This window comes from Duganella sp. AC237 (assembly GCF_979254035.1).
Genome location: NZ_CEEDEW010000003.1, coordinates 5,211,718 through 5,229,352 on the forward strand (window position 1 = coordinate 5,211,718; position 17,635 = coordinate 5,229,352).

The window sequence follows — 17,635 nt, forward strand, 5'->3', positions numbered from 1 at the left end:
GAACTGGCATGCGGAGCCCGTCGAGAAATATCCAACGGGAAACAAATATTACTAGAAGTTTAGTCGGGTTTGGACTTGGCGCCGGCATTTTTTTGCTAATAAGCATGTATTTCTCGCTTTCTGTGGCATGGCGCGACGCTCAGCGGGGACGATCATTGCAAGCGCATTATTATTGCATTTATAGCACTACTTCGTCTCGAACGTTGTGACGCCGTCCCAGTCGTCGCCCGGCGGATGGACCTGGTAATAGGCGATGCGTTCAGTGTATAACGAGTACAGGCGGTGATCCGGGTATAGATCATGCAACTCGGAAATTATTGACATGGCTCTATCCCACTGTTGCGCCCGCACGGCGGCCAGCGCCTCGTGCCAGCGCGCCAGTCCGGCGGCGGTGGCCTCGTCCAGCTCGCCGGCGGGCGCCAGCGGCTCGAAAATGGCGACCGGCTCGCGCTTGCCCTTGACGCGCACCAGGTCCAGCTCACGGTAGGCGAACTCCGGCGCGGCCGCGCGGGTGGCCGCGCCGACCGCGATGCCGACGCCGTAGACCTTGGTGATGCCTTCGAGCCGGGCGCCGAGATTGACCGCGTCGCCCATGACGGTATAGGCGCGGCGGATCTTGGAACCCATGTCGCCCACGTGCATCAAGCCGGTGTTCAGGCCGATGCCGATTTTCAGCGGCGGCCAGCCGCGCGCGATGAAATCGTCGTTGAGGCGCTGCGCGCTGGCCTGCATCAGCAGCGAGGTGGCGACGGCGCGGCGGGCGTGGTCGGCGAAGGGCACCGGCGCGCCCCAGAACGCCATGACGGCGTCGCCGATGTATTTGTCGAGCGTGCCGCGATGACTGTCGCGGATGTCTTCGGACATCGCCGTCAGGTACAGGTTGATGTATTCGCGCAGCGCCTTCGGCGTCAGGCCCTCGGAGATGGTGGTGAAGCCGCGCACGTCGACGAACAGCACCGTCAGCTCGCGGCTTTCCCCGTCCATATTGTATTGTTCGGGATTGGCGGCCATCTCGGCCACCAGCTCGGGCGCGACATATTCGCCGAAGCGCGACACCAGCGCCCTGCCCTTGCGCACCTCGAAGAAGTAGCCCCACGCCACGTTGAAGACAAAGATGGCGGCAATGACGATGAGCTGCATCGCCAGCTGGAACAGCAGGTCGCGCGCGCTGTACAGGTAGTAGTTGAGGCCGATGCTGGCGCCCAGCGCGGCAGCGCCCAGCAGGATGGCTTGCAACGGCGCCAGCGCCGGCAGCGCGAACGTCAGCGCCAGGCCGGCCAGCACAATCAACCCCGCCTCCAGCACGATGGCGTAGAACGGCCGCGCTTTGAACTGGTCGTCGAGGATGGACTTGATGATGTTGGCGTGGATTTCGACGCCGGGGAACTCGGGGTTGACGGGCGTGGCCCGCAGGTCGACCAGGCCCGGCGCGGTGGTGCCGATCAGCACCACCGCGCCCTTGAGCAGAGCGGCCGGCGCGCGCCCGGCCAGCACGTCGGCCGCCGACACGTAGCGGAAGGCGCCGCCGCGCGGCCCGCCGCCGCCGCGGAACTGGATCACCGTCGTCATCGCCTCGCCCACCGGGATCAGGCGCTGGCCGCCCGGCAGGAACAGCGACAGGAAATCGTAGCCGCCGCTGGCCTGCTGGCTTTGCGACATGCGCTCGACCGCGCGGTCGAGGTAGGGTTTGATGGCGCGCGCCTTCAGGTACACGGCGGCCGTGGCCAGCGACAGCGACGGATAGTAATCGGCGCCGACCTGCTGGATCAGGCCGGCGGTGCGGACGATGCCGTCCGGATCGGTGACCACCGAGAAGCTGCCGGCGCCGGCGGCCGCGCGCGCCAGCGGCGCGACGTTGGCCTCGTAGCCGTCGGCCGAATAGGCCAGCAGTTCGCGGCCGTTCAAATCCTGTTCGGTAAACAGCGGCGCCGGCAGCGCGCCCTTGACCTGGTCCGGCGACAGGTTAAAGCCGAGCACCACCGGCTGGCCTTGCAGCGCGGCGGCGAACAGGCCGTCGTAGTCCATCGCCGGGCGCAGTTGTTCGAGCCGTTGGCGCAGCGCCGGCACGTCCTTCAGCTCCCCCGCCGACAGTTTTTCCAGCACGCCGTAGCCGGAACTGGTGTCCGGCTCGGGAAAGGAGATATCGTAGCCGACCGCGCCCACCTTGTAATGGCGGGTCAGCCGGGAGACCAGCCGCGCCTGGATGTCGCGGCTCCACGGGAAGCGGCCGAATTCGGTCAGCGCCTTGCCGTCGATGTCGACGATGACGATGCGCGGGTCGAGCACCGGCGCCTGCAGCTTCATGCGCTCGCCGGCGATCAGGCTGTCGAGGCGGGCGACGGTGCCGTTGTCGTACCAGCCCAGCGCATAGACCGCGCCAAGCGCGGTGATGAGCATGCCCGGCAGCCAGCGCGGAGCGTACTTGCGCAGCGTTTTGGCCCAACGGCTCCACAGTGGCACGGGCGCTCCTTCAGGCGAAAAGGCTAAGGCGTGTAGCCGGGAATCCGCGCTTCGTCGATGACGTCGATCTGCTTCTCGTCCATGTTGCGGCGGGCGAAGTCCAGGTAGATCTTGCTGCGAATGAAAATGTCGAACAGGTGCGGGTCGATGTGGCCGTTGAGCGAGAACTGGCCGAGGATGCGCAGCGACTCCGACAGCATCTTACCCTTTTTATACGGACGGTCCTTGGCCGTGAGCGCCTCGAAGATGTCGGCGATCGCCATCAGGCGCGCCTGCACCGACATCTGGTCGCCGGTCAGGCCGCGCGGATAGCCCTTGCCGTCCATGCGCTCGTGGTGGCCGCCGGCGTACTCCGGCACGTTCTTGAGGTGCTTGGGCCACGGCAGCGCCTCGAGCATGCGGATCGTCACGACGATGTGGTTGTTGATGATCTTGCGCTCGGCCTCGGTCAGGGTACCGGAGCGGATGGTCAGGTTCTGCACCTCGTCGGCGTCGAGGAAATCGCTGTCGATGCCGTCCGGCCCGGTCCAGCGGCGCGCGGCGATCTCGCGCACGCGCTGCTGGTGCGCGGCCGACATGGCCTCGGCGCCGACGTTGGCGAAGCGGATGAAATCGCGCTCGTCGCGCAGCACGGCCTGGCGGCGCGCCAGCTCGGCGTCGATCGCGGCCAGCCGCGCGGGATCGGCGGCGCCGGCGGCCAGCTTTTGCTTCAGCGCGGCGATCTCGGCGTCGCGCAGCAGCACCTCGAAGCGGGTGTCGATGGTGGTGATGCGGTCGCTGATGGTCTCGAGCTTGGTGGCCTTGTCGACCACGTGCACCGGCGTGGTGATCTTGCCGCAATCGTGCAGCAGGCCGGCCAGCCACAATTCCTTGCGGTCGGCGTCGGTCATGCGGAAGCCGGCCATGGGGCCGGTCTCGGTGGCGTGCACGGCCTCGGCCAGCATCATCGTCAGCTCCGGCACGAACTGGCAATGGCGCCCCGTGTAGGGCGATTTTTCGTCGATGCCGATGTTGATCAGGTTGACCAGCGCTTCGAGCAGCTCCTCGAGCTGGCGGATCAGGCGCTGGTGCGTCAGCGCCACCGCCGCCTGCGCGGCCAGCGCCTCGATGAAGCGCTGGTCGGTGGGCGAGAACGCGCGGATGGCGCCGGTTTCGGTGTCGAGCGCGTTGATCAGTTGCAGCACGCCGACCAGCTCGCCCTCATGGTCGCTCATCGGCACCGTCAGGAACGATTGCGAATGGTAGTTGCGCTGGCGGTCGAAATCGACCATGCCGGAAAAGTTGAAGACGTCCGCCTGGTAGACGTCCTCGATATTGACCGAGACGCCGAAATGGGCCGCGTACGCCGCCACCGAGGCCAGGTTCTTTCCGCCACCGTCGTCGTACAACGCAATCGGCGGCGCGGTGACGGGCTCGCCGTCGCCACCGCCCTGGCGGATGCCAAGGCTGTCGTTCCACAGAATATTGAAATCGAGAAAGCGCTTGTCCGCGCTGGGCCGGTACAGGGTGCCGCCGTCGGCGTTGGTCATGCTTTTGGCGACAATCAGGATACGCTCCAGCAGCGCATCGGTGTCGTGGGTGCCGCCCAGCGCAACGCTGAGTTCCGTCAACTGGTCGAGACGCTGGGCAATCTGCGTTGGATTCAACTCTTGCATGATTGTTTTTTTGTTACCGTTTAAGGAAAGTGACTGGCATCGACGCACTGTCGAGTGTAGCCGCCGCGCAAGCTGTTGTACATGGAGAAATGTGCAGTGCGGCAAAATTGCCGCTTTCCGGCGCTGTTTCTTGTTCTGTTACACCCTCGCGCGGGAAAAAAAAGCTATCATCGGCCGTTGGTGGCAAGGCAAAAAAATCAGCCGGCACGGGCAAAATGACAAAAAAATCACTAGGGATAGAGCATGAAATTCAGATTTTGGGGCGTACGCGGCTCCATCCCCTCGCCGGGGCCGCGCACCGCGCGCTACGGCGGCAACACCACCTGCATCGAAGTGCGCACCGATGATGACACGCTGATCATTATCGATGGCGGCACGGGCCTGTTCTCGCTCGCGCAATCCTTAATCCAAAACAAAACCGCCGCCATCCACGCCAACATTTTCATCACCCACAGCCACTGGGACCATATCCACGGGCTGCCGTTCTTCACGCCGCTGTTCGTGCGCGACAGCCGGGTGCGGCTGCACGGCGTCACCGACCCGGTCACCGGCAACGGCATCGAGCACGTGATGGGCGTGCAGTTGCAAAATAGTTATTTCCCGGTCAGCGAAACGCAGATGGACGCGACCATCGAATACCACACGCTGACGGTGGGCGAGGCGATCCAGGTGGGCGACGCCACCGTCAACAACGTCGTGATGAACCATCCGGTGACCGATCTGGGATATCGCATCGAGTGCAACGGCAAGTCGCTGTTTTTCACCGGCGACCACGAGCCTTTCTACAATATCCATCCGGACGGCCACCCGGAGCACGCGTCCTACGAGCACTGGATGCATGAGCGCAGCGCCGCCATCGACGCCATGGCCCGGGGCGTGGACGCGCTGATTGTCGATTGTTCGTATACGAGGGAGGAATATCCCGCCAAGCGGGGTTGGGGACACGGCACGTTCGACTCGGCGTTCGCGCTGGCGCTGCGCACCGGCGCCGGGACCTTGTACTGCACCCATCACGAGCCGACCCGCGGCGACGATGAGCTGGAGGCGGTGTTCGCCGACGTGATGGCGCGCCATGCGTCGCTGCTCGGCGGGCTGAAGGTGGTGCTGGCCTACGAGGGGATGGAAATAGCGCTGGGCGGGGCGTCGTAATCGGTCGATTGACGCCTCGCCGACGGCGCACCGATGGCGGATTACGGCGTGCCGCCTAATCCGCCCTACGTATCTCCACGGCGGTTCGTGCGTTACCGTTCAGTATCCTAGGCGACGGATACACGTAGGGCGGATTAGCGCAGCGTAATCCGCCATCTGTGCGCCGCCGCTCACGCAACAAATCAGGCCGCCACCGCCGGGCGGGCCGTCAAACGGCGGTCGGCCAGCGCGCGCAGCCGGGCCACGGCGGCCGGCAGGTTGAAGGCGCGGCCGGCGCGCAACGCGCTGACCATTTGCGTGGCGATGCGCAGCGCCGGGGCGGCGGCGTTCTTGGCCGCGTACGGCAGCACCAGGCGGTAGCGGCCCTGCATGCGCGGCACCACGCCGACGAAACCCACCGTCACTTCGTTGAGCGCCAGACGGCGCAATTCCAACGCCACCTGCTGCACCACGCGCACGATCTGCGGCACGTCGTCGCCGCGCATGCCGACCAGGCCGGCGTGGCTGCGCACGCCCGGCAGCATCGCCAGCAGGCGCTGGTCGAGCGACGCCAGCGCGGCCGGGGTGGACGGCGCGTCGTCGACTTCGAGAATACTGAGCAAGCAAGGCTGGGTGGAATAGCGGTTGTCGCTGGAGAGGTAACGCTGATCGATGATACGCATGGTTTTTCTGGCCTTTGACGAAACAGGCCACATTCTGAGGCCGATCAGCCCGGCGCGGAAGCGGAGCGTGGAGCCTTCGCTTGTAAGACGAAACTTACACATAAGGTGTTTCTAAGCCCTGCATGTTAATTTCACGGCAGTTGTTTCTCAAAGCAAACAGCGAGCGGATTACCGATGTATTTGCCGTAGTTTGCGATGCGGGCGTAGCCGCGCGCCGTGTAAAAATCGACCGCGCGACGGTTGACCAGGCGCGTCTCGAGCCAGATCGCCTGGTAGCCGAGTGCGGCCGCCTCCCGCTCCAGGTAGCCCAGCACGGCGCTGCCGATGCCGCTGCTGTGGCGGCGCGCGTACATGCGCTTGATCTCGGCCACCCCCGGCTCCAGCGGCCGGAAGGCGCCGCAGCCCTGGGCCACGCCGGCGGCGTCGCGCGCGACCACGAAACACGCCATCGGGCCACGCACGTCGTCGGCGTCGAACGAGGCCTTGCCGCTGCTGCCGGTGATCTCCTCGAGCACCGTCGACAGCTCCGCCATCAACGCCATGGCGTCGGCGGCGCCGGGGTCTTCCGGCGTGAGCACCACGGGGGGGATCGGCTTGTTCATGCAAACGATTATTGCACAGTGCAGATCACCAGTTCCGGATCGGCGTTGATGCGCACCGGGATACCGCTGCAACCCACGCCGCGACTGACGATCAGCTCGCCGTTACCGCGCAGCGGGAAACGCCCATAATGCAAGGAACGCGACAGCGGCCCGCGCGGCATCACCAGCGGCGTGCCGTCGCCGGTGGCGATTTGTCCACCATGGGTGTGGCCGGCGAAACCGACATCGAAGCGGTGGCCGTCGAGGCGCAGCAGGCCGTCGGGCGCGTGCATCAGCAGCACCCGCGTGGGGCCGGCGCCGGCGAACGTGGCGTGGCCGTCGGGCGCGCCGGTCCACGGATCGTCCATGCCGCACACCGACACGCCGTCGAACGGCGCCGGCAAGGCGTGCGCGCGGTTGACCAGCATCTCCACCCCGGCGCGCGCGAACATGCGTTCGAGCAGGCCGTGGTCGGTGATCAGGTCGTGGTTGCCGAACACGGCCAACTTGCCCAGCGGCGGATGGCACGTCGCCAGCGCCTCGCACAGCGCGTGGGCGTAGCGCGCCGGGCCGTGGACGTAGTCGCCGCCCAGCAGCAGCAGGTCGGGCCGCTCGGCGTCGATGCTCTTGAACAGCGCGTCGAACAGGCCGGCGTGGGTGGGCGGACCGGCATGGAAATCGGAGGCGAAGGCGATCTTGAGCGGGCGCGGCAAACGGCGTTCGGGGGGCAGCGCCACGCTGTAGCGCGTCACGCCGAGGCGGCCGTGCAGGCCGAGGCGGTAACTCAACGACGCCACCAGTCCGCCGAGCAAGGCGGCGTTCATGAGCGCCTCGCTGTATTGCCGGAACCGGGAGGGGCGCATGCCGCGCTGGGCCTTGCCCGGAAGTAATGTCATTGATGCCTGAGTGAATTTGGAAAAGGCGGCATGATAGCGCATTTGCGACATCGCGGCCCCGACGGTGGTAAGCTGGGATGGAACATCCATGCATTCAGCCTCGCCGGCGCGGTTGCCCCATCGCGCCTGCCTCGACTCCCCTACAGAGATTGCACGATGACTACTGACACCACCATCCCGGGCAAAGACGCCGCCCTCGAAACCACCATCGCCAGCTTGCAGGCCACGCTGGCCAGGCGCCGCTTCCGGCTGACCGAATCGACGCCGATACACGAGGTCCACGGCATCTGGTCGATGCAGCTCAAGGACGACGACTGCCCGCTGCTGGTCGCGCACGGCAAGGGCGCGACCGAACTGGCCGCGCGCGCCAGCGCCTACGGCGCGTTCGTCGAACGGCTCGGCACCCACGACTTCTGGACCCGCTACCACCTGGGCGCCGCACGCGGCGAGGCGGCGCTCGTGCACTACCCGGGTGAGCGATGGTTCGCGCCGAGCGCCGACGGCTCGTGGCCGTCCGAACTGCTCAACCCCGAGCTGCACGCGCTCTACAATCCAGACGGCGACATCGACGCCGGCGTGCTGGTCGACCTCAACTCCGGCAACGCCGGGCGCGGCATCTGTGCCCTGCCCTACCAGCGCCTGCGCGACGGCGCCACCGCCTACATCCCGGTCAACCTCATCGGGAACCTGTACGCCAGCAACGGCACGGCCGCCGGCAATACCGTCAACGAGGCGCGCGTGCAGGCGCTGTCGGCGATCTTCGAGCGCGCCATCCAGTTCCGCGTGATCGGCGAGGGCCTGTGCCTGCCGGACGTGCCGGACGACGTCATCGCGCGCTTCCCCCACATCGAGGCTGGCATCGCCGGGCTGCGCGCGGCCGGTTTCGGCGTGCTGGTCAAGGATGCCTCGCTGGGCGGCAAATACCCGGTCATGAACGTCACGCTGATCCATCCGAAAGACCAGGGCGTGATCACCAGCTACGGCGCGCACCCGAGCCTGAAAATCGCACTGGGACGGGCGCTGGCCGGGCTGCCGCCGGGCCTGTCGCTCGACGCGCTCGAAGGCTACCCGGAGCCAAGCTTCGACCCTGACGAGACCGACGCCGCCGCCAACCTGGAGGCGCACTTCCTCGGTGCGGGCGGCGTGATCGCGTGGGACTTCCTGAGCGACACCTCGGACTATCCGTTCGTCGACTGGAACTTCAGCAGCACTACCGGGGAGGACTACCGGTGGCTGGTCGACGCCTTGCACGCGGAGGGGAAGGATATCTACGTGGCCGACTTCGACGTGCAAGGCGTCCACACCTGCCGCATCGTGGTGCCGGACTTCTCCGAAATCCATCCGGTCGAGGACCTGGAGTGGGAGAACGACAGCGTCGGCAACGCGCTGCGTCCGCTGCTGGCGCGCCTGCACGAGCTCAGCGTGCAGGAATGCACCGCCCTGCTGGTTGAGCTGCAGACCTCCAACCTGGACGACGAACGGGCGGTGTGGGAAATCCTCGGCCTCGCGGTGCCGGCCGGCACGCCGTGGAAACAGCTGCGCATCGGCGAGCTGAAAACCTTGCTGGCGTTGGTGGTGGGCGACGAGGAAGCGGTGCTAGAGGGTTGCAACTGGATCCACCATTATGGCGACCTGCCCAGGCCGCGCCGGCTGGTGTACCGCTGCATCGAGAGCATCGTCAGGCTCGAGGAGCCGGAGAACTTCCGCCGCGCGCTGGAGCTGCTGTACGGCGTCGAGACGCTCGCGATGGCCGAGGCCCTGCTCGACGGTTCCGAACGCTTCTTCGGCCTGGAGACGCTGGGCCCGAACTTCGAAGGCAGCGCCCTGCATCAAAGCCTGCTGGCCGCCTACGACAAGCTGTTCGCGCCGGACGCGGTGTGACATGCCCTAAACTGAATATGATGGCCCTGGCCTCACATTCCAAGCTAAATTCAACGAACCATCTCGATCAACTCAAGTAAGCGACAAAGCTGCGGGCAAATTCTTTTGCCAACGCCTCGTCCGGTTCCCGCATGACGGTATGCCACAGCGATACCGGCTCCAACGCGATCGCTTCAATCGACGTGATCGCGTGCAGCAACGCAAAGCGCAGTGCGCGCTCGGGGGCGGCATGATGGATCTGATCGCGATGCACCAGCAGACATTGGACGCTGAGCTCAAGATTCTCGGCCATGATGGCGCGCGCGGTGGCAACAAACTGCGGGTCCACGTCGGCATCGATAAACCGCGCCAGCGCACGCACCAGACGTGGATGTTGTCTGTACTGCCTGAACATCGAGTCCATCAGCGCCTCGGCGCTTGCCGCCAGCGTGGCGCCTTGCAACGCGCTGGCAAGCCCCGAGCGGTTTGCTTCCCTGCTGTTTTCCAGCACGTGTAGTAACGCCGCGCGCATCAAGGCGTCCTTGTTGGCGAAGCGGCGGTAGACGCTGGCCGGTGAGACGCCAGCGAGCTCCGCGATGCGAGGAATGACCGCCCCCTCCAGGCCGTACTCATCCAGCAGGCGAATGGTGGCGCTCAGCAGCCGGTCCAGGGTGGCTTGGCTGCGCTTCTGCCGGGGTGCGGCGATCACTTTGTTCTGATTCATCCAGCCATGATAGACAAATCCCGCCAAATATGCGAATGTAAACCCACATTCACTTTTTAAGACATTACCATGAACAACCTGCCACCGACTTTTCGCCACGTCTGGATCGGTGCGACCATTTCGCAATTGGGGGACGTCGCCTTCATGCTGGCGCTGCCCTGGCTGGTGCTGCAACTGACCGGTTCCAGCATGGCGCTGGGCTCGGTCATGATGGCGCTGGCCATTCCGCATGCGTTGCTGATGTTGGTCGGTGGCGCGGTGAGCGACCGCTTCCCGGTGCGGGTCTTGCTGGCGGTGGCCTACACCGCGCAGGCGCTGTGCGTCACGCTGATCGCCGCGCTGCTGCACGCGCAGGCACTCGATTTGCCGATGCTGTATCTGCTCGCAGCTTGTTTTGGCGTGGCAGACGCTTTCAGCTCGCCCGCATTGCGCGTACTGGTCGCCCAACTGCTTGCGCCAGAACAGCTGCACCGCGCCAACGCGCTGCTGCAATCGAGCAGCCAGCTATGCGTGCTGGCCGGTTCGGCCGTCGGCGGACTGCTGATCGCGCAATGCGGAGTGAAAACCATGTTCATCGTCGATGCCGCCAGCTACGCCTACATCATCGTGGTCCTCCTGCTCCTGGCAGACGGGCGGCGGGCCGCCACATCGACCGGCAAAACGGTCGGCATCAGACGGGCAATTGTCGATGGTCTGCGCTACGTTTGGGGAGACAAGGGATTGCGGGCGCTGACGATCAGTTTCGCCGGCATCAATTTTTATGTCATCGGACCCAGCCAGATCGGACTGGTCGTACTGGCCGGCGACCGCCATGGCTCCACCGGCTTCGGCTTGCTGATGGCGAGCGCGGCGGCCGGTTCATTGGCCGGTTTGGGGCTGGCCGCCAGGTGGTCGCCCGCAGCCGGTATTCAAACGAGGGTCGCCATCGCTTCCGGGATGCTTAGCGCCATGCTGGCGTGTCTTGCGCTGCCCATGCCGCTGTGGTTGCTGTGCCTGGACGCGGGCCTGCTCGGCGCGGTGGCGGGTTTCATCAATGTCGGCGTACTAAGCTGGCTGCAAGGTCGCGTGCCCGGCGACATGCTGGGCCGCGTGATGAGCGTGCTGGGGCTGGCATCGGCCGGCATCACGCCACTGTCGCTGGCGGTCGCCGGCGTGTCGGCGAAGTTCGGCGCAGACGCGCTGTTCGTCGGTGCCGGCGCGATGCTACTGTTGACGACGATGGTTATCCGGTGGGCATTGCCCTTGCGCCTGGCCCCGGCATGAAATGGCACTCACGGCAGCGCAGCGTCCACCAGCAGATCCGGCTGCAAGGCGCGGATGCGCAGCTCGGTGAAATAACCGCCGGCCTCGTTGTAACGAAGATAGTTGCGGCCGCAATTCATGCAGCGCGACACCGTGCAGCGGTTGTAAGGATAGTAGCGCGGCGCGATCGGCGCATCCTCGCTTTCGTAGCGCGTGTCGTTCGGATGGAATTCGACGAACGTCGGTTCATCGTACGGATCGTCCATCAACGTGCCGAGGTCCTCGAAGCGGTCCAATTCAAGAGTCATCGGCAACGCCTGCCAACCCGCCAGCGATGCCTGATTGCAGCTGCAAGGTATGCCTACCGCGGCGGACGCCTGCGCCAACTGGGTCAACGTTCCGAAATCAACTTTTTGCATGCTTAGCCCATCAAGAAGTTATCGATTTTACCGCAATGCAGATCAACTCATCGCCCGGGATAAAGGTTTACATTGGACACCTCGACCCTCGCATAAATATCATGGAACTCAGAATCCTCACATGGGCATTTCCTTGGGTAATGGCTATTTTTGAATTTCTCATGCGCAGCAGCTTAAGCGATCCCGCCCCCGCCGCATTTATTGGCCCGACAGTCGGTGCAGCGTCGCTTGCATGCTACTGCCGCTCACGTGAGCAAGGGAATTGCATCGAACCGCTGCGAGTTCCTCCAAGCGCATATCCTTCGATCGCAGGGAAGATCACTGCGCGCAATGGATCAACGTCACGGTTTGGCCAGGTTTTTCCGCCTGGGCAAGCAGCTTGTATCTAAGCCTTACGGATGGCGATCGTTTTTTTGCGAACGTCGATGGCGGACGGACCGCTATTCTTATCGGCGCTATACTTTGGGGCATCGCGGTTCTTGTGGATTTTGCGCGAGGGGGCAAAAAATGAACTGGGATTCGGTTATCGATGGGCTGCTCCTGATTTTCTCTTGGATGCTTGGTTCCATGGCGGTCGCCATCACTCTCGCGCTGGCCATTCGTCATTTCTTCCCTCGTCGACCGGAGGACGACTACACCTTTGTCCTGAAGTCGAAAGACGGCAAAAAAGCCACCGTTGAATTACCGCCGGACTTGCCGGAAGCTGAGCAACAAGAACGGGTGCGGCAAGCTTACGAAAAAGTCGGACTGCCTCCTCAATCCCATTACCCCGTGCCCATGCCTAGTGGCGACGCCAACTTGTGGCGATTGCGCCGCCACACCACCAAAGCATTCCGAAGCGGCAATTCCCAAGCGATCCCTATCCCGCCTGAAATCGCCTACGGCCGGGCCGACATCGATCTCGACATTCAAAGGGTCGGCGACGAGCTCCGCATCCGTCCGGCCAGCGGCGACTCATCGTCGACCACGACGGCGCAGCCGCCCCGCTCCCGCGTCCAATAAAAAAGGGAGCCTCGGCTCCCCTTCGCGTTACATGATGTGCTGCCCCACCCACCAGGCGATCGCGGCGACGAAGGCCGACGCCGGTATGGTGAAGATCCACGCCCAGACGATGTTGCCGGCCACGCCCCAGCGCACCGCCGACATCTTTTGCGCGGAACCTACGCCGACGATGGCGCCGGTGATGGTGTGCGTGGTCGACACCGGCACGCCGAGGGCGGTGGCGGTGAACAGGGTGATCGCGCCGCCGGTCTCGGCGCAGAAGCCGCCCACCGGTTTGAGCTTGGTGATCTTCTGGCCCATGGTCTTGACGATGCGCCAGCCGCCGAACAAGGTGCCGAACGAGATCGCCGTGTAGCACGACACGATCACCCACAGCGGCGGCTCGGCGTCGCCTGCCTGCGAGTAGCCGGCGGCGATGAGCAGCATCCAGATGATGCCGATGGTCTTTTGGGCGTCGTTGCCGCCGTGGCCGAGGCTGTACGAGGCGGCCGACAGCAGTTGCAGGCGGCGGAACCATTTGTCGACCCGGCGCGGCGTCGAGCGCACGAACACCCACGACACGAGCAACATCATCAGCGAGCCGAAGATGAAGCCGAGCAGCGGCGAGAGCACGATGAAGGCCACGGTCTTGATCAGGCCGGCCGAGATCAGCGCGCCGGTGCCGCTCTTGGCCACGGCAGCGCCGACCAGGCCGCCGATCAGCGCGTGCGACGACGACGACGGAATGCCGTAGTACCAGGTGACGATGTTCCAGACGATGGCGCCGACCAGCGCGCCGAAGATCACGTACTGGTCGACCACGCTGGGGTCGATGGTGCCCTTGCCGACGGTTGCGGCCACGGTCAACTGGTGGAACACGAAAATGGCGACGAAATTGAAGAACGCGGCCATGGCCACCGCCGTTTGCGGCTTCAGCACACCGGTCGAGACGACGGTGGCGATCGCGTTGGCGGCGTCGTGGAAGCCGTTCATGAAGTCAAACACCAAGGCCAGCGCGATCAGCACGCCCAGCACGTAGATGCTTATTGTTATGGTATTCATGGACTGATCTTTTTGTAATTAGGCGTTTTCGACGATGATGCCTTCGATGATGTTGGCCACATCCTCGCAACGGTCGGTGACGGTTTCCAGAATTTCGTAGATCGCCTTCATCTTGATCAGGTTGCGCACGTCCGGTTCGTCGCGGAACAGCTTGGACATGGCCGCGCGCATGACGTGGTCGGCGTCCGATTCCAGGCGGTCGATCTCTTCGCAGATGGCGACGATCTGGCGCGAGTTGTCCATGTTGTGCAGCAGCGCCACGGCTTCCTTGACCTTCTCGGTGCAGGCGAGCACCAGCTCGGCCAGGCGCTTGGCTTCCGGCGTGACCGAGTGCAGGTCGTACAGCGAGACGGTCTGGGCGGCGTCTTCCAGCAGGTCGAGGATGTCGTCCTGGCGCGTGATGAGCTTGTGGATGTCGTCGCGGTCGATCGGCGTGATGAAGGTCTTGTGCAGCAGGTCGACGGTGGCGTAGGTGATCTTGTCGGCCTGTTTCTCGATGCTCTCGATGGCGTGCACGCGGTTTTCCAGGTCGTCGAAGTTGGACATCAACCCCAGCATCTCTTTTGCACCTTTGACGCACAGGTCGGCGTGCTGATTGAACAGGTCAAAAAATTTGCCCTCGGTGGGCATCAAGCGTCCAAACATGTCTTTCTCCGTTTCATAGTCGTGATTACTGCTACAGACCGCCCTCCGGCATTCGCCGGCGGCGTCAGGATGGGTACGCCCTGTTTGCTGTGGCGTACCCAGTGGTGTTGCCGGTGTTAGTCGCCTTGGTACAGCGCCAGGTTACCGGCGTAGTTGCCGAACTTGGTGTATTGGCCGATCCAGGTCAGGCGCACCGAGCCGATCGGGCCGTTACGCTGCTTACCGATGATGATCTCGGCCGTTCCCTTATCGGGCGAGTCGGGGTTGTAGACCTCGTCGCGATACAGGAAGATGATGACGTCCGCATCCTGCTCGATAGCGCCGGATTCGCGCAGGTCGGACATGACGGGACGTTTGTTGGGGCGTTGCTCCAGCGAGCGGTTCAGCTGCGACAGCGCGATCACCGGGCACTGCAGTTCCTTGGCCAGGCCCTTGAGCGAGCGCGAGATCTCCGAGATCTCGGAGGCGCGGTTGTCGCCTTGGGTCGAACCGGTCATCAGCTGCAGGTAGTCGACCACGATCAGGCCGAGCTTGCCGCACTGGCGCGACAGGCGCCGCGCGCGGGCGCGCATCTCGATCGGGTTCAATGCCGGGGTCTCGTCGATATAGACCTGGGCGTCGTTCATTTTCTGGATGGCGTGCGTCAGGCGCGGCCAATCCTCGTCGTTGAGCTTACCGGTGCGCAGGCGGTGCTGGTCGAGCTGGCCGACCGAACCGAGCATACGCATGGCCAGCTGCACGCCGCCCATCTCCATCGAGAACACGGCGACCGGCAGGCCCTCTTCGACCGCGACGTTCTCGGCGATGTTCATCGAGAACGCGGTCTTGCCCATCGACGGGCGGCCGGCAACGACCACCATGTCGCCCGGCTGCAGGCCGGAGGTCATGCGGTCGAGGTCGATCCAGCCGGTCGGCACGCCGGTGATCTCGGACTGGTTGTCACGTGAATATAATTCATCGATGCGCTCGACCACCTGGGTCAGCAGCGGCTGCACCGGCAGCCAGCCGGCGGCGCCGCGGGCGCCCTGTTCGGCGATGGCGAAGATCTTCGATTCGGCCTCGTCGAGCATTTGCTTGACTTCCTTGCCCTGGGGCGTGAACGCCTGGCCGGAAATCTCGTCGGCCACGGTGATCAGCTGGCGCAGGATGGAGCGGTCGCGCACGATCTCGGCGTAGCGCCGGATATTGGCCGCCGACGGCGTGTTTTGCGCCATCGCGTTCAGGTAGGCCAGCCCGCCGACGTCCTCGGCCTTGCCCATCTGCGTCAGGGTTTCGAACACCGTGATGACGTCGGCCGGTTTGGAGCCGTTGATCATCTTGACGATCTGTTCGAAGATGATGCGGTGGTCATAGCGGTAGAAGTCTTCCGAATGCATCATGTCCGCGATACGGTCGAACGCCTGGTTATCGCGCAGCAAGCCGCCGATGACGGACTGTTCTGCTTCGATGGAATGCGGCGGGACGCGGAGTGAATCGAGTTGCGGATCGGAGGGGGTGTTCATGGCGCGAATTATACCCGCTTAGGGCGGCAGCCAAGGCGTTACCGCGAAAAAATTGGCGATAAAAAAGCCGGGCAAGCCCGGCTTTTTTCAACTATTACCAATATCGCAAGCGTTATTAGCAACACAACGGGCATTGCTGCCCGTGCAAGCAATTTAGGCTGCTTCGCCGACGACTGCAACGGTCACTTCGACCACTACGTCGGTGTGCAGAGCAACGCTCACCGGGTGCTCGCCAACGGTCTTCAGAGGACCGGTAGGCATGCGCACAGCAGCTTTTTCTACAGCGAAACCAGCTTTGGTCAGCGCTTCAGCGATGTCGAAGTTGGTGACCGAGCCGAACAGACGGCCGTCGACACCAGCTTTTTGCGAAACGTTCACGGTCATGCCGTTCAGTTTCTCGCCTTGGGCTTGCGCGGCGGCCAGTTTAGCGGCAGCAGCTTTTTCCAATTCGGCGCGCTTGACTTCGAATTCAGCAACAGCCGACGCGGTAGCGCGACGGGCCATTTTTTGCGGAATCAGGAAGTTACGTGCGTAACCGTCTTTAACTTTAACGACTTCACCCAGGTTGCCCAGGTTGACGACTTTTTCTAACAGAATGATTTGCATAGTTTTTCTCCAGGATTAGACTACGCAATTAAGCGTGGTGCAGATCGGTGTAAGGCAGCAGCGCGAGGTAGCGGGCGCGTTTGATGGCGGTGTCAACTTGACGCTGGTAGTGCGCCTTGGTGCCGGTCAGACGTGCTGGCATGATCTTGCCGTTTTCCTGGACGAAGTCCTTCAGGGTATCAACGTCTTTGTAGTCAACCTGCTCAACGCCAGCGGCGGTGAAGCGGCAGAACTTCTTGCGCTTGAACAGTGGATTTTGTTGCTTGCGCTTTTCTTTAAGCTTGAGCTTGTTTTTGTCGAACTTTTTACCGAATGCCATTTGAGGCTCCTGTATCTAAATTGAGCTGTCTGGGACAGCACTAAAATCAATGATGTGAAACACCAGGCTTTTGCTGTTGCGTGTCTTTTTGTTGAGAAAACCGGTGAACTGGTACACCCCGCCCAGTGGCGCCTGGTTGAAGCGGCCCGAGATCTCGCCCGCGGCAACCGCGGAAATCTCGAATTCGCTCAACCGGGCAATGCCCGCCTCCATCTGCTGCGACCGGTGCTGGAGTACAGCGTTCACGATCGGCATGCCGGCCGGGGTATAGCGCAAGGCGTCCCGTTCGGCGATCAAGGCAATGAATTGGCTTTGATTCACTGGAGCTGAGTCAGCTCGGTTTTGCAACAATTAGGCCGCAGGAGCGGCGGCAACAGGAGCTGCTGGGGCTTCGGTGCGATGCGATTTCGCTGCATCTTCACGTTGTACCGACTTCATCATCGGCGAAGGAGCGGTTTCCGCTTTCTTCATCTTGACGGTCAGGTGACGCAGCACGGCATCATTGAATTTGAAGGCGGTTTCCAGCTCGACCAGGGTCTCGTTGTCGCATTCGATGTTCAGGCAGATGTAGTGTGCCTTAGCCAGTTTCTGGATCGAGTAAGCCATCTGACGACGGCCCCAATCTTCAACACGGTGCACGGCGCCGCCGCGGGTCGTTACGGTGGTTTTGTAACGTTCGATCATGGCGGGCACTTGCTCGCTCTGGTCCGGATGGACGATAAATACTATTTCATAGTGACGCATGCAAACTCCCTTAAGGACTGTGAAAATATAGCCCACCCTGGCGTCAAGACAGGTGTGGGAAGAGGTAAGCCCGCGACTATATCAGCTTTTCGGGCGGAAATCTACCCCTTCGCCGCCCCGGGACAGTG

At 63.4% G+C, this 17,635-nt stretch carries 17 protein-coding genes and 1 pseudogene; 4 read left to right on the forward strand and 14 right to left on the reverse strand.

The genetic code is table 11. From position 1 onward, the window contains the following. Positions 1–186: 186 nt before the first annotated feature. Both AC0IYS_RS23090 and AC0IYS_RS23095 read right to left on the reverse strand, forming a co-directional pair. Positions 187–2,397 carry a CHASE2 domain-containing protein gene (locus AC0IYS_RS23090; RefSeq protein ID WP_471708924.1) on the reverse strand — a complete coding sequence of 737 codons (2,211 nt, stop codon included), beginning with the start codon at positions 2,395–2,397 and terminating at the stop codon, positions 187–189. A gap of 86 nt (positions 2,398–2,483) precedes the next feature. Continuing rightward, a complete protein-coding gene (locus AC0IYS_RS23095) occupies positions 2,484–4,115 on the reverse strand; it encodes a GAF and HD-GYP domain-containing protein (RefSeq protein WP_471707380.1) in 1,632 nt (543 codons plus the stop codon). 243 nt (positions 4,116–4,358) lie between these two features. On the opposite strand from AC0IYS_RS23095, the gene AC0IYS_RS23100 reads away from it, so the two are divergent. Continuing rightward, entirely contained in the window at positions 4,359–5,264 is a 906-nt protein-coding gene (locus AC0IYS_RS23100) for an MBL fold metallo-hydrolase (protein ID WP_471707381.1), read from the forward strand. Between the two features lie 182 nt (positions 5,265–5,446). Here AC0IYS_RS23100 and AC0IYS_RS23105 read toward each other — a convergent pair whose 3' ends face one another. From AC0IYS_RS23105 to AC0IYS_RS23115, 3 genes are all read right to left on the reverse strand, one after another. Continuing rightward, positions 5,447–5,926: a cyanophycin synthetase family protein gene (locus tag AC0IYS_RS23105; protein ID WP_471707382.1), complete on the reverse strand. Its 480-nt coding sequence runs from the start codon at positions 5,924–5,926 to the stop codon at positions 5,447–5,449. A 131-nt stretch (positions 5,927–6,057) separates the two neighbouring features. Next, the gene (locus tag AC0IYS_RS23110; protein ID WP_471707383.1) at positions 6,058–6,528 is read right to left on the reverse strand and encodes a GNAT family N-acetyltransferase; all 471 of its coding nucleotides are present in this window, start codon (positions 6,526–6,528) and stop codon (positions 6,058–6,060) included. A gap of 8 nt (positions 6,529–6,536) precedes the next feature. Continuing rightward, positions 6,537–7,403 (reverse strand): metallophosphoesterase, encoded by an 867-nt coding sequence (locus tag AC0IYS_RS23115; protein ID WP_471707384.1) that lies wholly within the window; start codon positions 7,401–7,403, stop codon positions 6,537–6,539. 156 nt (positions 7,404–7,559) lie between these two features. Between AC0IYS_RS23115 and ycaO the strand changes: the two genes are divergently transcribed. Next, the gene (ycaO, locus tag AC0IYS_RS23120) at positions 7,560–9,284 is read left to right on the forward strand and encodes a 30S ribosomal protein S12 methylthiotransferase accessory factor YcaO (protein WP_471707385.1); all 1,725 of its coding nucleotides are present in this window, start codon (positions 7,560–7,562) and stop codon (positions 9,282–9,284) included. Between the two features lie 67 nt (positions 9,285–9,351). Here ycaO and AC0IYS_RS23125 read toward each other — a convergent pair whose 3' ends face one another. Then, complete coding sequence (locus AC0IYS_RS23125; protein ID WP_471707386.1) at positions 9,352–9,987, reverse strand: TetR/AcrR family transcriptional regulator; 636 nt, start codon at positions 9,985–9,987, stop codon at positions 9,352–9,354. A 69-nt stretch (positions 9,988–10,056) separates the two neighbouring features. Between AC0IYS_RS23125 and AC0IYS_RS23130 the strand changes: the two genes are divergently transcribed. Then, positions 10,057–11,250: an MFS transporter gene (locus tag AC0IYS_RS23130; RefSeq protein ID WP_471707387.1), complete on the forward strand. Its 1,194-nt coding sequence runs from the start codon at positions 10,057–10,059 to the stop codon at positions 11,248–11,250. A gap of 8 nt (positions 11,251–11,258) precedes the next feature. Here the strand turns inward: AC0IYS_RS23130 and AC0IYS_RS23135 are convergent, their stop codons facing one another. Further along, the gene (locus AC0IYS_RS23135; RefSeq protein WP_471707388.1) at positions 11,259–11,648 is read right to left on the reverse strand and encodes a hypothetical protein; all 390 of its coding nucleotides are present in this window, start codon (positions 11,646–11,648) and stop codon (positions 11,259–11,261) included. Between the two features lie 777 nt (positions 11,649–12,425). On the opposite strand from AC0IYS_RS23135, the pseudogene AC0IYS_RS23140 reads away from it, so the two are divergent. Further along, positions 12,426–12,590 (forward strand): annotated as a pseudogene (locus tag AC0IYS_RS23140) (AbrB/MazE/SpoVT family DNA-binding domain-containing protein); the annotation flags it as partial. Between the two features lie 87 nt (positions 12,591–12,677). On the opposite strand, the gene AC0IYS_RS23145 reads toward AC0IYS_RS23140, so the two are convergent. The 7 genes from AC0IYS_RS23145 to rpsF all read right to left on the reverse strand — a co-directional run bounded on the left by AC0IYS_RS23145 (position 12,678) and on the right by rpsF (position 17,507). Continuing rightward, positions 12,678–13,691 (reverse strand): inorganic phosphate transporter, encoded by a 1,014-nt coding sequence (locus tag AC0IYS_RS23145; RefSeq protein ID WP_471707389.1) that lies wholly within the window; start codon positions 13,689–13,691, stop codon positions 12,678–12,680. A gap of 18 nt (positions 13,692–13,709) precedes the next feature. Next, positions 13,710–14,336: a DUF47 domain-containing protein gene (locus AC0IYS_RS23150; protein WP_090314775.1), complete on the reverse strand. Its 627-nt coding sequence runs from the start codon at positions 14,334–14,336 to the stop codon at positions 13,710–13,712. A gap of 116 nt (positions 14,337–14,452) precedes the next feature. Continuing rightward, positions 14,453–15,838: a replicative DNA helicase gene (locus tag AC0IYS_RS23155; protein WP_090314778.1), complete on the reverse strand. Its 1,386-nt coding sequence runs from the start codon at positions 15,836–15,838 to the stop codon at positions 14,453–14,455. Positions 15,839–15,991: 153 nt separating this feature from the next. After that, on the reverse strand, positions 15,992–16,444 hold the full coding sequence (rplI, locus tag AC0IYS_RS23160; protein ID WP_090314782.1) for a 50S ribosomal protein L9: 453 nt from the start codon (positions 16,442–16,444) through the stop codon (positions 15,992–15,994). A 28-nt stretch (positions 16,445–16,472) separates the two neighbouring features. Beyond that, on the reverse strand, positions 16,473–16,763 hold the full coding sequence (gene rpsR, locus AC0IYS_RS23165; RefSeq protein ID WP_019922639.1) for a 30S ribosomal protein S18: 291 nt from the start codon (positions 16,761–16,763) through the stop codon (positions 16,473–16,475). A 15-nt stretch (positions 16,764–16,778) separates the two neighbouring features. Then, complete coding sequence (priB, locus tag AC0IYS_RS23170) at positions 16,779–17,084, reverse strand: primosomal replication protein N (protein ID WP_471707390.1); 306 nt, start codon at positions 17,082–17,084, stop codon at positions 16,779–16,781. Between the two features lie 30 nt (positions 17,085–17,114). Further along, entirely contained in the window at positions 17,115–17,507 is a 393-nt protein-coding gene (rpsF, locus tag AC0IYS_RS23175) for a 30S ribosomal protein S6 (protein ID WP_090314787.1), read from the reverse strand. Positions 17,508–17,635 lie beyond the last annotated feature (128 nt).

Coding starts and splice junctions, on each gene's coding strand:
- AC0IYS_RS23090 (WP_471708924.1), bottom strand. CDS start 2,397: ATGCTCATCACCGCGCTTGGCGCGGTCTATGCGCTGGGCTGGTACGAC.
- AC0IYS_RS23095 (WP_471707380.1), bottom strand. CDS start 4,115: ATGCAAGAGTTGAATCCAACGCAGATTGCCCAGCGTCTCGACCAGTTG.
- AC0IYS_RS23100 (WP_471707381.1), top strand. CDS start 4,359: ATGAAATTCAGATTTTGGGGCGTACGCGGCTCCATCCCCTCGCCGGGG.
- AC0IYS_RS23105 (WP_471707382.1), bottom strand. CDS start 5,926: ATGCGTATCATCGATCAGCGTTACCTCTCCAGCGACAACCGCTATTCC.
- AC0IYS_RS23110 (WP_471707383.1), bottom strand. CDS start 6,528: ATGAACAAGCCGATCCCCCCCGTGGTGCTCACGCCGGAAGACCCCGGC.
- AC0IYS_RS23115 (WP_471707384.1), bottom strand. CDS start 7,403: ATGACATTACTTCCGGGCAAGGCCCAGCGCGGCATGCGCCCCTCCCGG.
- ycaO (WP_471707385.1), top strand. CDS start 7,560: ATGACTACTGACACCACCATCCCGGGCAAAGACGCCGCCCTCGAAACC.
- AC0IYS_RS23125 (WP_471707386.1), bottom strand. CDS start 9,987: ATGAATCAGAACAAAGTGATCGCCGCACCCCGGCAGAAGCGCAGCCAA.
- AC0IYS_RS23130 (WP_471707387.1), top strand. CDS start 10,057: ATGAACAACCTGCCACCGACTTTTCGCCACGTCTGGATCGGTGCGACC.
- AC0IYS_RS23135 (WP_471707388.1), bottom strand. CDS start 11,648: ATGCAAAAAGTTGATTTCGGAACGTTGACCCAGTTGGCGCAGGCGTCC.
- AC0IYS_RS23145 (WP_471707389.1), bottom strand. CDS start 13,691: ATGAATACCATAACAATAAGCATCTACGTGCTGGGCGTGCTGATCGCG.
- AC0IYS_RS23150 (WP_090314775.1), bottom strand. CDS start 14,336: ATGTTTGGACGCTTGATGCCCACCGAGGGCAAATTTTTTGACCTGTTC.
- AC0IYS_RS23155 (WP_090314778.1), bottom strand. CDS start 15,838: ATGAACACCCCCTCCGATCCGCAACTCGATTCACTCCGCGTCCCGCCG.
- rplI (WP_090314782.1), bottom strand. CDS start 16,444: ATGCAAATCATTCTGTTAGAAAAAGTCGTCAACCTGGGCAACCTGGGT.
- rpsR (WP_019922639.1), bottom strand. CDS start 16,763: ATGGCATTCGGTAAAAAGTTCGACAAAAACAAGCTCAAGCTTAAAGAA.
- rpsF (WP_090314787.1), bottom strand. CDS start 17,507: ATGCGTCACTATGAAATAGTATTTATCGTCCATCCGGACCAGAGCGAG.